The organism is Kangiella sp. (assembly GCF_048265365.1).
Taxonomy (GTDB): domain Bacteria; phylum Pseudomonadota; class Gammaproteobacteria; order Enterobacterales; family Kangiellaceae; genus Kangiella.
This window is the reverse complement of record NZ_JBLXBT010000001.1, coordinates 528640-544338: the sequence shown is the minus strand read 5'-3', so window position 1 is coordinate 544338 and position 15699 is coordinate 528640. Positions and strand designations below refer to the sequence as shown.

Annotated in this window: 9 protein-coding genes; 1 reads left to right on the top strand and 8 read right to left on the bottom strand. The window is 45.5% G+C overall.

Features of this window, described 5'->3' with window-relative positions; all coding sequences use genetic code 11:
• Positions 1 to 3: 3 nt before the first annotated feature.
• On the bottom strand, positions 4 to 2007 hold the full coding sequence (gene prsK, locus ACN0VI_RS02570) for an XrtA/PEP-CTERM system histidine kinase PrsK (protein WP_417445680.1): 2004 nt from the start codon (positions 2005 to 2007) through the stop codon (positions 4 to 6).
• 104 nt (positions 2008 to 2111) lie between these two features.
• Positions 2112 to 2375 (bottom strand): acyl carrier protein, encoded by a 264-nt coding sequence (locus ACN0VI_RS02565; RefSeq protein WP_417445679.1) that lies wholly within the window; start codon positions 2373 to 2375, stop codon positions 2112 to 2114.
• A 237-nt stretch (positions 2376 to 2612) separates the two neighbouring features.
• On the opposite strand from ACN0VI_RS02565, the gene serA reads away from it, so the two are divergent.
• On the top strand, positions 2613 to 3842 hold the full coding sequence (gene serA / locus ACN0VI_RS02560) for a phosphoglycerate dehydrogenase (RefSeq protein WP_417445678.1): 1230 nt from the start codon (positions 2613 to 2615) through the stop codon (positions 3840 to 3842).
• Positions 3843 to 3913: 71 nt separating this feature from the next.
• Here the strand turns inward: serA and ACN0VI_RS02555 are convergent, their stop codons facing one another.
• The 6 genes from ACN0VI_RS02555 to ACN0VI_RS02530 form a co-directional block, all read right to left on the bottom strand.
• Positions 3914 to 5221 carry a response regulator gene (locus tag ACN0VI_RS02555; protein WP_417445677.1) on the bottom strand — a complete coding sequence of 436 codons (1308 nt, stop codon included), beginning with the start codon at positions 5219 to 5221 and terminating at the stop codon, positions 3914 to 3916.
• Positions 5222 to 5421: 200 nt separating this feature from the next.
• A complete protein-coding gene (gene fba, locus ACN0VI_RS02550) occupies positions 5422 to 6486 on the bottom strand; it encodes a class II fructose-bisphosphate aldolase (RefSeq protein ID WP_417445676.1) in 1065 nt (354 codons plus the stop codon).
• A 46-nt stretch (positions 6487 to 6532) separates the two neighbouring features.
• Positions 6533 to 7711 carry a phosphoglycerate kinase gene (locus ACN0VI_RS02545; RefSeq protein WP_331891864.1) on the bottom strand — a complete coding sequence of 393 codons (1179 nt, stop codon included), beginning with the start codon at positions 7709 to 7711 and terminating at the stop codon, positions 6533 to 6535.
• A 223-nt stretch (positions 7712 to 7934) separates the two neighbouring features.
• On the bottom strand, positions 7935 to 8936 hold the full coding sequence (gene gap / locus ACN0VI_RS02540; RefSeq protein ID WP_331891862.1) for a type I glyceraldehyde-3-phosphate dehydrogenase: 1002 nt from the start codon (positions 8934 to 8936) through the stop codon (positions 7935 to 7937).
• A gap of 27 nt (positions 8937 to 8963) precedes the next feature.
• On the bottom strand, positions 8964 to 10982 hold the full coding sequence (tkt, locus tag ACN0VI_RS02535; protein ID WP_417445675.1) for a transketolase: 2019 nt from the start codon (positions 10980 to 10982) through the stop codon (positions 8964 to 8966).
• A gap of 165 nt (positions 10983 to 11147) precedes the next feature.
• Positions 11148 to 15695, bottom strand: a complete 4548-nt coding sequence (locus ACN0VI_RS02530) for an EAL domain-containing protein (protein WP_417445674.1) — start codon at positions 15693 to 15695, stop codon at positions 11148 to 11150.
• Positions 15696 to 15699: the final 4 nt, after the last annotated feature.

Sequence of the window (15699 nt, the reverse complement as noted above, 5' to 3'; positions counted from 1 at the left end):
TCTTTATTGTTCATCTCCGGGCGTCAACGTCTGCAAAATGACAATGCAGCGTGTCCCTTTCCCTAGTTCACTTTGTATTATTAAATCACCACCAAAGCTCTGGAGCAAATAGCGGCACTGATAAACCCCAATCCCCATCCCAGCATTACCTTTGGTGGTGGCGAATGGTTTGAATAACTGTTTACGGACAAAATCCGCATCCATGCCTTTGCCCTTGTCGACAATATGCCAGTGCAGCTCCTGCCCCAGCTGATCAAATCGATGATGGATTCTATCACTTTCATTACTGGCATCAATCGCGTTCTGATGCAGATGCTGAATAATATTAATCAGTTGATCCTGATTAGCATACACCTCAACTTCAGGAATATCCCCAATCAGATTGAGGCGACTACTGGTTTCTTTAAGCTTGGCAAAAACCTCTGGGATATAGGCCTGTACAATTTCTTTCTTTGGTAATTGCTTTCGTTGCAATTGTTCTAACATTTTATTTAGGCGCTGGGTCGCGCTAGCCACCGTTTCAAAAGTGTCATCTACAAACTCGGGGTTATCACGATAGCGATGGGCGTTGTGGGTAATCAGCTCTAACTGAGCGGTAACATTTTTTAAATCATGCACCACAAATGCTGACAAACGGTTAAAGGCATCGAATTGTTCTTGCTCATAAATTTGCGTGGTTGCTTCAAACAACGCCAGATAACTTGCCATCTGCTGACCCGCAGCTTTAAGCAGGTCATGGTCTTCCCAGTTTAAGCTTGGTTTAGAATAACTACTACGCAAGCCGACTACCGCAACCAACTCTTCACCGCGTCGCAACGGAATGAAAATTTGATGCTGTTGAAACAATGGTGAGCGCGCATCAAGCTTCAGTCCTTGATACACATTCTGATTGTTTTGGTACTCCTTGATATCTACTACCCAGTTCGTGCGCTCTATAAATTCCACCAGCTCCATGGGCAATTGATAAGCCAACTCACCATTTAATGGCGAATTGAGCGGTGACTGCCAATTATCGGTATAAATAAATAAATCGCCACGACGACTCCACAACTTGCCTGCTGGGCTACTGATAATATTGGCCAAGGCTTTAATGGATAACTGATAAAAATCCCCGCGCACATTGGCTTCATCGAGCGCACGGTTAAAGCCCAACCAGCTTTCCCGATAGTCATACTTATAACTGGCGAACAGTTTGGTAAACATGATTTTGAGCTGGCTGAGCAGTTTTTTCTTATAGGCCAGCCAGACAAAAATCACCAAAGCAGCAGCTAAAATCAAAGAGCCTATAATGGGTTGACGCCAAGCCACACCGATCAGCATATAACCCACTACCGCCAACCAGCACAAAATAGCAAACACATTGAGGCTGCTGTGTGGACGGTAGGTTTGTTGGATATTCTCTAAATCAAGCCGTGACTGATCGATCCGCTGAATATGGACCAGGCTGAAGGCCATAGCGATACTGACAATTATCGCGCGTGATACATCCAATGCTTCCGCATCCACATTCAAGTTCAGCATCAATATCAGCATCGATAGCAGATCCCAGATCAGCACAATACCCAGAGCGCCGCCCAGGGTGGATATTTCCGCCCTCAAGGTTTCTGCGAACTCATTGCCGGCCCGCTCCATCATCTGCATCATCAGCAGCAAAAGAAATCCCGCAATTGCCGGATTCATGACACGTTTCATGTCGCCGGTGTAGAGCATTATGAAGCTGGCCCAAGCAATAAAGCCCGCAAAAATGATCAAGCTTAAAAGCTTATGGTGAGCTGCAAAGTAGAAGAGAAAGAAGCTTAGCGCGGCATAGATACCGAACAAACGGCCCCATTCAATCATCCAGTGATTGAGCTCGAAACCGGTATCCACCAACTTCAAACCACTCCAGCCGATGAAGGTCAACGCTAATAGCATGATCGGCCAGCCAAGCGTGGAACCACGCCAGCGCAATAGAACGGTCATGAACAACAAGCCTGCCAAAATGATACAGGCGATAAATCCGGCCATTTCCCTGCTTATCTTATTTGTTAGGAGTCTATGGGCTGTTATAAAAGAAAAAGGCCGAAAAAGCTACTTTTCGGCCTTAAAAATCAATTGTCTATGCGGTCTGACTAAATCGCCGTGGCTGCCTGCTGCACTTCCACAAACTCGGTCAGAGTGGCTACCGACTCAAAGATTTCGCCCGTTAGCTCATCATCTGATATTTCGATAGCAAAGGTTTCTTCAATTTGCATCAAAATGGAGACAATCGCCATAGAGTCAAATTCCGGCAAATTACCCAGCAGCAGAGTATCTGCCGATAACTGATCGGCATCAATCGATAAGGTCTCGCTCAACAAGACTATCATTTTATCGATGTTTGTCTGGTATGCCATCCGGCAAATCTCCTCATTCATGCCCTACTATCAGGCGCTAATCATATGTGCGTAAACCACGCAGCACAGCCGCTCTATTGCGACAAGGCGGCAGATTGTAGCAAAAATGCCTCTTTTAGACACCTATTTTGCGCTTATGACCAATATTTATAGTTAATAACTATCGCCTACTTTTACATGCTGATCGGATCTGTTTTAATAGACTTTCGTTGCCTATCCACCACTGAATAATCCAACATGGCAAACACATCATTCGATAAACAGCAGCTGAAAGTTTTACTCCTCGAAGGAGTCCACCCTAAAGCAGAACAATTGTTCAGGCAAGATGGCTACCATCAGGTCGACAATCTTAAAACGGCACTCTCAACTTCTGAACTGAAAAGTGCTCTGCAGGACTGTCACTTCCTGGGTATTCGCTCGCGTTCGCAGATTTCTCCTGAAGTACTGGCCGAAGCCAATAAGCTGGTTGCTATTGGCTGTTTCTGTATTGGCACCAACCAGGTCAATCTGGCTGCCGCCCAGCATAAAGGCATTCCGGTTTTCAATGCACCTTATTCCAATACGCGCAGTGTAGCGGAGCTGGTTCTCGGCGAAATAATCATGCTATTCCGCGGCATCCCCGCTAAAAACGCTGCCGCCCATCGTGGTCAGTGGCTGAAAACGGCTCAGAACTCTAATGAGGCTCGCGGCAAAACCCTTGGGATCATTGGTTACGGTCATATCGGCACACAACTTGGCATTCTGGCCGAAGGGATTGGCATGCAGGTTAAGTTCTATGATATCGAAACCAAGTTAACGCTTGGTAATGCCAGCCAGGTTGCTGATCTAGACCAGCTTTTGGACGAATCCGATGTGGTGACTTTGCATGTGCCCGAAACGCCACAAACCAAAGGCATGATGGGTAAAGCGCAACTGGCTGCCATGAAGCCCGGCAGCATTTTAATCAATGCCTCAAGAGGTACTGTGGTTGATATTGATGCTTTGGCAGAAGCTTTACGCTCCAAGCACCTTCTCGGTGCGGCCATTGATGTTTTCCCGACCGAACCTAAATCAAACAATGAAGAATTTCAGTCGCCCTTGCGCGAGTTTGATAATGTGATTTTAACGCCACATATCGGTGGTTCGACACTTGAAGCTCAAGAAAATATCGCCATCGAAGTGACTGAAAAGATGATCAAATACAGCAACAACGGCTCAACTGTCTCAGCAGTCAACTTCCCACAGGTGGCATTACCGGAGCATATTAATACTCATCGGATTCTGCATATCCATCATAACAAGCCCGGTATCCTGTCGCAGATTAACCAGGTTTTGTCTCAAAATGATATCAACATTTCCGCGCAGTACCTGATGACTCAAGGCGACATTGGCTATGTGGTGACCGATATTGATCAGAGTTCAAGTCACTTTGCACTTGAAAAGATGCGAGAAATTGAAGGGACAATCCGCGCCCGAGTGTTGTATTAACATAAAAAATCCACTCTCAGCATTGGGTTGGTTCCACTAGCCCAATGCCTTCAATTCAGGTAATGCCATGCCTATTGAAAGTAAAAAGTATCGCTAACGCCCGTTATCGCTTCATCATTCTTGAGTAATTCTCTAACCAGCATATCGCTATCAGATTGATATTCATGACAGTGATCCACAGTATCCATCCAGCTAGTAGGTTTGTGTACTAACCCTTCGCTATTAATCTCCGTATAACCTAGCGTTTCGTTATTAACCCTGAGCACTAATCCAGGCATTGCATTTACATACACAGGGCCACTACAGTTCGCTTGAATGTAATATCGCTTAAGATCGCTATCGGCAACTTTCCCCTCAACATCTACCACAAACAAGTAATCATTTTCGCTACGAGTGGTGAGCAGGCTTCCCGCTTTTTCCATTCCAATTACTTCGCCCGCTTTCCCCTTGTTATGGTATAGAGCATAGGCTTCTGAGGGCGGCTGACTTTCTTGATTTCTTTCTTGCTCCAGAAAACGCTCAACAGCTACTGACTGATGCTGAACTTCTTGAATTAATCGTTGCTCTGTTAGTTTGCTTTCCTCGGTTAATGTAATCAGCTGTTGCTTTAATGCTTTCTGTTCAGAGGAAAGAGCTGAAATCTGGTAGGCTAACCAAAATATTCCACTGGTTAAAATTATCAGCATCACGATGTATATGTTGCTTATCAACCGGTATTGCTTGAATGAGTTTGCAAACAGCTGCTTCAAATAATCGGTCTGTCCTTTAACCTCCCTGATCATCTGTTGTTGCTTATCCGTTTTGGCGATTTCATCCAGCATTCTTTTGCCGTAGTGAATGGTGTCTCGACGCAAATCATCGGTTGCTTTACGCACTTTGTTGGACAGTTGTGGTGAAAATTGGTTTTCCAGGAAGGACTCTAACCAGACTTTTAGCTTCTCGTCTGAGCTTGGATGAAGCACTTCCCCTGCCACATTGTCAGATGGTGCTACATCTGTAACAGGACTCCATAGCTTTAATTGAATCAGTGCCTCTTCAACTTCATCGACTGATAGCTCTTTAGGCAAAACGCCTTCAGCACCCAGCTCTTTGACAGCTTGCAGGTACTCATCCCCACTTCTGGCGGTAAACATCATCACTGGAGTATCAGCATTCGAGCTACTTTTGATTTCTTTAATGGTTTCGATACCATCTTTGCCAGGCATGGCCTGATCAAGAAAAATCACATCGACCGAATGATCTTTTAGATAAGTAAGCGCTTGATCTCCAGAGTTGGCATGAACTGCTTCGATTTTATAGTTTGCCAGCATTCTTGCCAGAACCATATAAGCCGTTCTGGAATCATCCACAATTAAAGCTTTGTATTTTTTTGTCGCCATAGCCACCCCCCAAGCACTAAAGTCCGGCTACCATAGCGTTTATAGGTTTTTACACTATTGCAATACTGTATTTTTACTGCCTAGTTCACGAAACAGCTGGTATTACCTGAGGTCAATGTTTCTTTTTGACTATTGAATAAGTAAAAAAAGAGCCAGCGATTGCTGGCTCTGACAGGTCTAAATAATTAGCTCTGGAAGGATTACTTAACACGTGGGTCAAGCTTGCCGGCTTTATAATCCAGCGCCATCTGTTCCATATTAATTGGCTTGATTTTGCCAGCATTACCGGCCGTGCCAAACGCTTCATAGCGTGCTTTACAGATTGCCTGCATCGCATCTTGCGCTGCTTTGTTATATTTGCGTGGGTCAAACTCTTTTGGATTATGTTTCAAGAATTTGCGCACTGCACCCGTTGCAGCCAAACGTAAGTCGGTATCAATGTTTACCTTACGAACGCCGTGCTTGATGCCTTCCTGAATTTCCTCTACCGGAACACCATAAGTTTCACCCAGATCACCACCATATTCGTTAATAGTGGCCAACCAGTCTTGTGGCACTGACGAAGAGCCGTGCATAACAAGGTGCGTGTCAGGAATACGCGCGTGAATTTCTTTGATGCGCTTAATGGCCAAGACATCGCCTGTTGGTGGACGAGTAAATTTATAAGCACCGTGCGAAGTGCCGATGGCGATAGCCAGTGCATCCACTTTGGTGTCTTTAACAAATTGCGCCGCTTCTTCCGGATCAGTTAATAGCTGATCATGGCTTAATACGCCTTCTGCACCTGAGCCATCTTCTTCACCGGCCATACCGGTTTCAAGTGAACCTAAGCAACCTAGCTCACCTTCAACTGACACACCACAAGCATGGGCCATCTCAGTGGCAAGCTTGGTTACGCGAACGTTGTACTCATAGCTCGCTGGCGTTTTCATGTCTTCTTCCAATGAGCCGTCCATCATCACTGACGAGAAACCTAATTGAATTGATTGCTGACATACTGCTGGCGAAGAACCATGATCCTGGTGCATACAGATTGGAATATGCGGGAATTCTTCAGTTGCCGCTAAAATTAGATGACGCAGGAAATTTGAACCTGCATATTTACGAGCACCCGCAGAAGCTTGAATGATCACTGGACTGTCAGTTTCATCTGCTGCCTGCATAACAGCACGCATCTGCTCAAGATTATTAACGTTAAATGCCGGAATACCATAATCATGCTCTGCTGCATGGTCGAGTAATTGGCGAAGTGTTATTAGAGCCATTTTCTTTCCCCTTAACTTTGTATCCTGTTCTACAACCTTTTTGAGCCTAGCCTTTCGCTCGCTCTTCTAAGATTGCCACTGCCGGTAATTCTTTACCTTCCAAAAATTCAAGGAAAGCACCACCACCAGTTGAAATGTATGAAACTTTATCTGCAATGCCGTACTTATCAACCGCAGCTATGGTGTCGCCACCGCCCGCAATTGAAAAGGCATCACTATCAGCAATTGCTTTAGCAATCACTTCCGTGCCGTGACCAAACTGGTCAAATTCGAAAACACCTACTGGGCCATTCCAGACAATCGTTTTCGCTTCTTTTAAAATCTTGGCAAGATGTTCCGCTGACTGCGGGCCAATGTCAAAAATCATATCATCTTCTGCCACATCATTGACTGACTTAGTTTCTGCGGCTGCTGATTCTGCGAACTCTTTACCAGTAACCACATCAACCGGTACCGGAATATCGCCACCTTTTGATTGCGCCTGTTCGATTAAACGTTTGGCTTCAGGCTTCAAATCTTCTTCGTACAAAGACTTACCGACCGAATGACCTGTCGCAGCGATAAAAGTATTGGCGATACCGCCACCGACAATCAATTGATCTACAATGTGGGATAACGAGTCTAATACTGTCAACTTAGTCGATACTTTAGAACCGCCAACAATCGCTACCATTGGGCGTGCTGGATTATCTAAAGCTTTGCCTAAAGCTTCCAATTCACCGGCCAACAATGGGCCTGCGCAGGCAACTGGAGCAAATTTAGCAACACCATGAGTGGATGCCTGAGCACGGTGAGCCGTACCAAAAGCATCATGCACAAACACATCGCATAAATCAGCGTACATTTTAGAAAGGCGATCATCATTGGCTTTTTCGCCAACGTTACAACGCACGTTCTCAAATAAAACTACTTCGCCGTCATTAACCTCAACGCCGTTTAAGTATTCAGTGACCAAACGCACCGGAACATCCAAAACATCGTTTAAATAATCCGCCACAATTTGCATGGAATCATTTTTAGTCAACACACCTTCAGTGGGACGACCACGGTGCGACATTACCATCAGCTTAGCGCCTTTTTCCAGAGCCAGCTTAATGGTCGGCAATGCCGCCTGAATGCGAACATCACTGGAGATTTTGCCGTCTTTAACCGGCACATTGAGATCTTCACGAATTAAAACGCGTTTTCCCTGAAGATCCAGATCCGACATTTTCAACACATTCATAGTCTTAAACCATTCATGGTAAATTGATTATCTGGATTTAATTTCCCAGACTTAAAAACACAAACGGTGCGTCACGACACACCCTACATATAAATCACTAGTAATCTAAGCTAGGATTATTCTTGTAAGACGAGGCATGGCTAATTTTTTGAAGGCGACGCGTATTCAAATACGCCAGCTTGATAAAAATTAGCCATAACAAAGTATTACAAGAAAAAGATTGCTAGACAGACATCATCTTGATGGCAACGTCTAACATCCTGTTCGAGAAACCCCACTCATTATCGTACCAAGTCACAACTTTCACGAAGTTGCCGTCTTGTACGCGAGTCAAACCAGAATCAAACGTTGATGATGCTGGACTGTGGTTGAAGTCTACTGAAACCAATGGCTCGTCGTTGTAGCACAGTACGTGACCGTCTGCTGCCTTCTTAACGATATCGTTAATTTCTTCGGCTGTAGTGTCACGACCAGCTTCAAAAGTTAAATCAACACAAGAGACGTTGATGGTTGGAACGCGCATGGCGAAACCATCAAGCTTACCGTTTAATTCTGGAAGCACTAAACCTACTGCTTTAGCGGCACCAGTTTTAGTTGGGATGATGCTTTGTGCTGCAGCACGCGCACGACGTAAATCTGAATGCTGATTATCAATCAATCGCTGGTCGTTGGTGTAAGCGTGAATCGTGTTAACCAAACCTTTCTTGATGCCAATGGTGTCATTTAAAACTTTGGCTAATGGCGCCAGGCAGTTTGTTGTGCAAGAAGCATTTGATACTACGCGGTGTTCTGGTTTTAGAATGTCATCATTCACGCCAAATACAACGGTGGCATCTACATCTGCCGCACCGGGTGCTGAGATAAGAACTTTCTTGGCGCCGCCTTTAAAGTGCTTGGATGCACCGGCCTGGTCTTTGAACACACCAGTACACTCGAATACAACATCAACGTCCTGATCGCCCCAAGGAATTAGTTCTGGGTTACGTTCGGCATACAATTTAATTTTGTCACCGTTAACGATCATGTATTCGCCGTCGGTAGAAACGTCGGCATTAAAACGACCGTGAGTAGTATCATACTTCGTCAAATGAACGGTGGTTTCCGCTGGGTGTGAAGAGTTGATAGCAACTACTTGAATGCGATCACGATAACCGTGTTCGTAAATCGCTCGAAGGGCGGTACGTCCAATACGTCCATAACCATTAATTGCAACTTTAACTGTCATCTTTGTCTCCAAAAATTACTCACGCGTTTAATCTAAAAGTTCTTCGGCTACAGCAACCACATTGTCTACTGTAAATCCAAAATGTTTGAATAGGTCACCGGCTGGGGCTGATTCGCCAAAGCTGGTCATGCCAACGATGCGACCGTCAAGGCCAACGTACTTGTACCAGTAATCTGCAATGCTTGCTTCAATGGCAACACGACTGGGTACGTCACTCGGTAATACGGCTTCTTTATAACTGGCGTCCTGTGCTTCAAAGACATCGGTTGATGGCATAGAAACTACGCGCACCTGCTTGCCTTTTTCGCTTAACGCTTTCGCTGCCTGAATCGCCAGCTCAACTTCCGAGCCAGTCGCAATAAAAATCAATTCTGGCTTGTCAGCACAATCCACCAACACATAACCACCGCGTTCAACATTGGCTAGCTGCTCGCTATCACGCTGCTGATGCTCAAGGTTTTGACGGCTCAGACTCAAAGCTGTTGGGCCATTACGACGTTCGATAGCCGCTTTCCAGGCAACTGCAGTTTCTACTGCATCGCATGGGCGCCATACCGACATATTCGGCGTAGTGCGTAAATTCGCTAATTGCTCGATAGGCTGGTGGGTCGGGCCGTCTTCGCCCAAACCGATTGAGTCGTGGGTGAATACATAAATCGCCTGCTGCTTCATCAGTGCTGCCATACGAAGAGCATTGCGCGCATATTCCATGAAAATCAGGAAGGTGCCGCCATAAGGCATCAAACCGCCATGTAGCGCCATGCCATTCATGATGGCACACATACCAAATTCACGAACGCCGTAATAGACATAGTTACCACTGGCATCTTTCGCATCGATACCTTTCGACTGGCTGTGAATGGTCAGGTTTGAACCCGCCAAGTCTGCTGAACCGCCGACTAACTCAGGTAATAATGGTGCATAGGCATTAATGGCCATTTGTGAGGCTTTACGAGAAGCGACCACCGGGCCTTCTTCTTGTAACTTGCCGATATAAGCTTGGGCTTGCTCAGCAAAGTCTTCCGGTAAGCGGCGACTTAAGCGACGCTCAAGTTCACTGCCTAACTCTGGAAACGCTTCTTTGTAAGCAATGAATTTCTTATTCCAATCAGCTTCCTGCTGCTGGCCAACCTGGCGCGCACTCCATTGGTCACGAATACTTTCTGGAACTTCAAAAGCGGGATGTGGCCAGTTTAATTGTTTGCGAGCCAACTCGATTTCGTCATCACCTAGTGGCGCGCCGTGGCACTCTTCTTTGCCTTGCTTGTTCGGCGAGCCGAAACCAATAATGGTTTTACAGCAAATCAAGGTTGGACGTCCGCTATTAGCACGTGCTTTTTCAATCGCTGCTTTAACTGCTTCCGGATCATGACCATCTACCGCAGGGATTACCTGCCAGCCATAAGACTCAAAACGTTTTGGCGTATCATCAGAGAACCAGCCGTCCACTTCACCATCAATCGAAATGCCGTTGTCATCGTAGAAAGCAATTAATTTGCCCAGGCCTAGAGTACCGGCCAATGAACAAACTTCATGGGAAATGCCTTCCATCATGCAACCATCGCCCATAAACACATAAGTGAAATGGTCAATAATGTCATGCTCAGGTTTATTAAATTCTGCTGCCAACTTCTTCTCGGCAAGTGCAAAACCTACCGCATTGGCAATGCCTTGCCCTAATGGGCCAGTGGTAGTTTCAACACCTGGCGTGTAACCAAATTCTGGGTGGCCAGGAGTTTTTGAATGCAGTTGACGGAAGTTCTTTAAATCATCAATTGAGAGGTCATAGCCAGAAAGGTGCAGTAAGGAATAGACCAGCATAGAGCCGTGCCCATTAGACATAACGAAGCGGTCACGATTAACCCAATCAGGGTTTGTAGGATTATGGACCAGGTAGTCATTCCACAGGACTTCAGCGATATCAGCCATGCCCATGGGCGCTCCGGGGTGACCGGATTTGGCTTTTTGGACCGCATCCATACTCAAGGCGCGGATAGCGTTAGCAAGTTGAAAACGGGTAAGCGAGTCGTTACCTGACAATGACATGAGGTCTCCTCAAAAGGCAGCATTTTTTAGGCCGCATATTGTCGCAGACCCGCCCTGACCAATCAAATGATTTGCCTGTTTTTTACTCAGTTTTTTCCTTTGCAAGGCAATAAATTCGGGCATTGTGGCCAATTTTATGCAAATTCGAGTTTTGCATTAGCAGAATTAGTCCGATTCGTTCTGAGTAATGAATTCGTCCAAATCAAAGTCTTTAATATTGAGCATAGTCTCGATATCCCAGGGCGGAACCGGACGACTAAAGATGAAGCCCTGAATTTCTTCGCAGCCCATTTCGCGCAATGCATCCACCTGGTTGCGATTCTCGACCCCTTCTGCCACCACCCTGATATCGAGGTTATGAGCCAGCGTAACAATCGAAGCCACCAGATTACGATCTCTGTCAGAGTCTTCAAGATCCCAGACGAAGGTTCGGTCTATCTTGAGAGTATCAATTGGGAAATCCTTGAGATTGCCTAGTGAAGAATAGCCTACACCAAAATCATCCAACGCAAGGCTAATACCCATCTCACGTAAAGTCCGCATCTGTTGCAAAGATTGAGTCAAATCTTTCATCACCATCCCTTCGGTAATTTCAAACTCTAATGCATCTGGCTCGATCTTAGCCAAATGCAGCGCACTTTTGACCGTTTCCCATAGATTTTCATGATAAAACTGAACGGCAGAGAGATTGACCGCCACTTTGCCGTGGAAAATGCCTCGATTCTGCCAATCTCGGATTTGCAGACAGGTCTTTTCAATCACTCGCTGACTGATCGGGATGATAAAGCCAGCTTCTTCAGCCAGCGGAATAAATTCCCCCGGTAGCACCAGCCCACGTCGTGGATTACGCCAGCGCACCAAGGCTTCCATACCGGTAATTTTGCCGGTTTGCAGGCTCACTTTCGGCTGATAGAACATCACAAACTCATCTTTTTCGATGGCTTGCCGAAGTTCGCTCTCCAAGGTGATGCGCAACTTAGCTTGCTCATTCATCTGACGAGTGTAGAACTGATAGGTATTCTTGCCTTTTTTCTTGGCGTAATACATTGCCGTATCTGCGTTTTTCAGCAACTCTTCGGCAGAGCTGCCATTTTCGGGATACATCACAATGCCGATACTAGGCGAGACAACAACCTCAGCGGTGGAAAGCGGTAATGATTTGGCAAACTCATCCAGAATTGCCTGGGCTATTTTGGCAGGCTTATTCCATGTATCCACTTGCTGCAACAATACAATAAATTCATCACCACCCAAACGGGCAACAACTCCATTCTGGTCACTGACAATCTCTTGCAGAATTTTAGCCACATAAACCAGAAGCTCGTCACCTATCCCATGCCCCAGCGAATCATTAATCCGCTTAAAGTTGTCGAGGTCGATAAATAGAAGCGCATGCTGGTCGCCGCGCTCAGAATGCTCAATCAATTGCTCGAAGTGAGTTCGGAAACTGGTGCGGTTTTTCAGATCGGTCAATTGATCCACTGTGGCTAAGCGACGCAACTCTTTCTCCGCCTGTTTACGGAAGGTAATGTCCGAAAAAACACCCACATAGTTTATAATTTCTCCGTCGTTATCGCGCACCACATCGATATTAATTTCTATAGGATAGGTGTTACCTTCTTTGCGTTTAGCGACCAACTCGCCGTACCAGAAACCTTTCTCAGTTAATTCGTTACGCAAATCATAGAATTCATCATCAGTGATTTTATGCAACGAGCTAACCTTCATTAGTTTGCCTAGCACTTCAGATTCATCAAACCCGGTAATTTTAGTGAATGCTTTATTCACCGCAATGTAGTGGAAGTTTTCATCCAGAATCCAGACGCCATCGGAAATATTATCAAAGGATTTCACAATCATGCTGAGCTGCTGTTCGGTATTCTTCAGCTCAGTAATATTCTTTAAAGTACCAGCCATACGCAGTGGCTTCTGATTGTCATCACGGCTTACCACCTTGCCGCGATCAAGCACCCAAATCCAGCCGCCATGTTCATCATTAATCCGGTAAGTGCTTTCATAGTGCATGGACTTATCCGCCAGATGAGCATTCAGTGACTGACGCACGTAAGGCAAATCATTGGGATGAATATTCGAATTAGCCATCGAATAGCCGCTTCGAATACCGTCTCTTGGAAAGTCATATGGCCACTCATTTGATAAGTGCAACGCGCCGGACTGAATTTGCCAATCCCATAGTTCATCGCCGCTTCCCCACAGTGACAACTTCAAACGCTCCTCACTTTGGGTTAGTTGCAATGCAGCCATTCTGCGCTCGCGCATACGTGCCCAAATCAGATAAGAAAATGCCAGAATTATCAGCCCCAGAATAAAACCATACAGAGTGAAAGCGGAGGGCGTTAGCCAACCGGATGTTTTCACATGAACCTGTAACGCCGTAGGCTCTTCACTCCAAACACCGTCTTTATTAGAAGCCATGACTAAAAATCGATAGTCACCCGGCTTAAGATTGGTGTAAGTCACGCGGCGACCTTTGTAGTCAGTTTCAACCCACTCCTTGTCATGACCTTCCAACATATAACGATAGCGATTGCTTTTAGGGTCAGCATAGTTCAAGCCTGAGAATTCAAAGCTGATACTGGTGTCTTCTGGGAAAAAGGTTACTTTCTCGGCTAAGTTTGGCAATGTCTCCAGCCGCTTCTGGTATTCATCATCAATTACGATAGGTAGATTATTAATGAGAATGTCTGTGATCACAGGATTCGGAGGTTCCACATCAGGTTGGTAGGCCTCAGCCCTGAAATTAATGACTCCGTTTATGCCTCCAAAATAGAGGTTGCCATGCCTGTCCTTAGCACTGGAGCCTGTATTAAACTCCAAAATAGGCTGGTCCTCTGCGAGTGCAAATTGGGTCAGACTAAAATCATTGGGTGATACCCTATACAAGCCCCTTCCAGTTCCAAGCCACATATAATTATTGGCGTCCAGCTCCATGCTATAAATACTATCGTGCAAACCGGAGCTGGTACTATTTATCGTGGTAGCCACCTGTCGAGTAAGATCAATAACGATCAAACCATTACCAAATGTCCCAATCCACAGACGATTGAATTGATCTAGGTTTAAACTTAATACTACATCCTTGGCTTCTTCCGGTAGGTTTTGAATCAGTTGACCGAGCCCATCGAAACTCAGATCTTTGGTATCGAATAAATGAACACCGCTTTCGGTGCCAATCCATAAACCGTCACCCTCTGCGCTCGGTTGTATGGCGTTGATCCGGTTATTTCTATGGAAATCCGCATCAATCACCCGATAGCTTGTGACCTGATAGTTTTGATCGAGCCTCCACAAACCCTCAGTTGTTCCTAACCATAAATTGCCATTCTGATAGTGTGCGGTGAGAAGCTCAGCGGTATAACTTTTATTTTCAAATACAAGTTCTAGCTTTTCCGTGGATAAGTTATAAAGCCAAACCGCATCATAAGTCACTACCCACACCTTGCCGGAACTGGCGTCCCCAATATAGTTGATACTTTTGTCATCCAGCTGTGAAGGGCTGATAATTGCCAGACGCTTTAAATCCAATGGATCACGTACATCCATAATCGTAATGCCATGTCCATCGCTACCCACCAACAGCTTGTCATCTTGACTAACATGCAGTGCGAACGTCGTATCACCTGCTAAGGAATCAATAGAGTCTGGCTCAAAGTAATGATGGTTAAATAAAATAGCGTCCGGATTGATTTTATTCAGGTACGCTGAAGTTCCGATCCACAAGATGCCATTACTATCCGTAAATAAACAGTTAATGGTGTTGCTGCCAATTGAACCGGGACGGCCATAGCGATAGTGGTTCGAACGCCCAGTATTAAGGTTTATCGAGTAAAGGCCTTCTTTAACTGTCCCCAACCATAGATTCCCTTCACTACCGAATATCAAAGTACTGGCTTGAATACTGACATCATGCAAACCTAAATCGGCGAAATGAACCGGGTTAAAACGATCCTCCTCCGGTTGATACTCAACAATACCTTGCTGGTAAGACAGTAGCCAGATATTACCTTCGGGCGTTTCAGCAATATCTGCTATCACTCCAAATTGGCCACCGGTAGTAACACTAACTATAAAAAACTGTTCGCTGGTCGGATTAAATTGCGCCAACTCACCTCGCGTGGTCACTGCCCACACCCGTTGCTGGCTATCAACATATATCTTGCGCAGTTCACTGACGGTTGCTGTAACACGACGACTGAGCATGATGGGATAGGTTTTAAAGCCTTCAATCTCTGGATCGAAATAGGAGGGCCCATTAAAGGTCGCTACCCAAACACCACCCTTATCATCTTTTGCCAGACTGGTAACATAATCGTTCGCCAGAGTGAATGGCTCTAAGGGATTATGGTGGTAACTGATGATCTTGCCGGTCTTTTGCTGATAAATATTGAGGCCATTTTCGGTAGCAATCCAAACGTCGCCATTATCAGCAATCAACAGGTCATGAATGGTGGTATGCGAAAGATTGCTGTTTTGTTTCTGAAACACCTTAATTTGATAGCCATCGTAACGATTTAAACCATCTTCAGTGCCAATCCAAAGAAAGCCCTGATGATCTTCGACGATAGCGGTGATCACGCTTTGTGACAACTGGTCTTCAATGCCGATAGCATCCACAAGCTGTTGGTTAGCTTGAGTCTGTTGGCTAAAAAGTATTGTCCCAATTAAACAGAAAAGAAAAAGAAATCGTGTCACTATG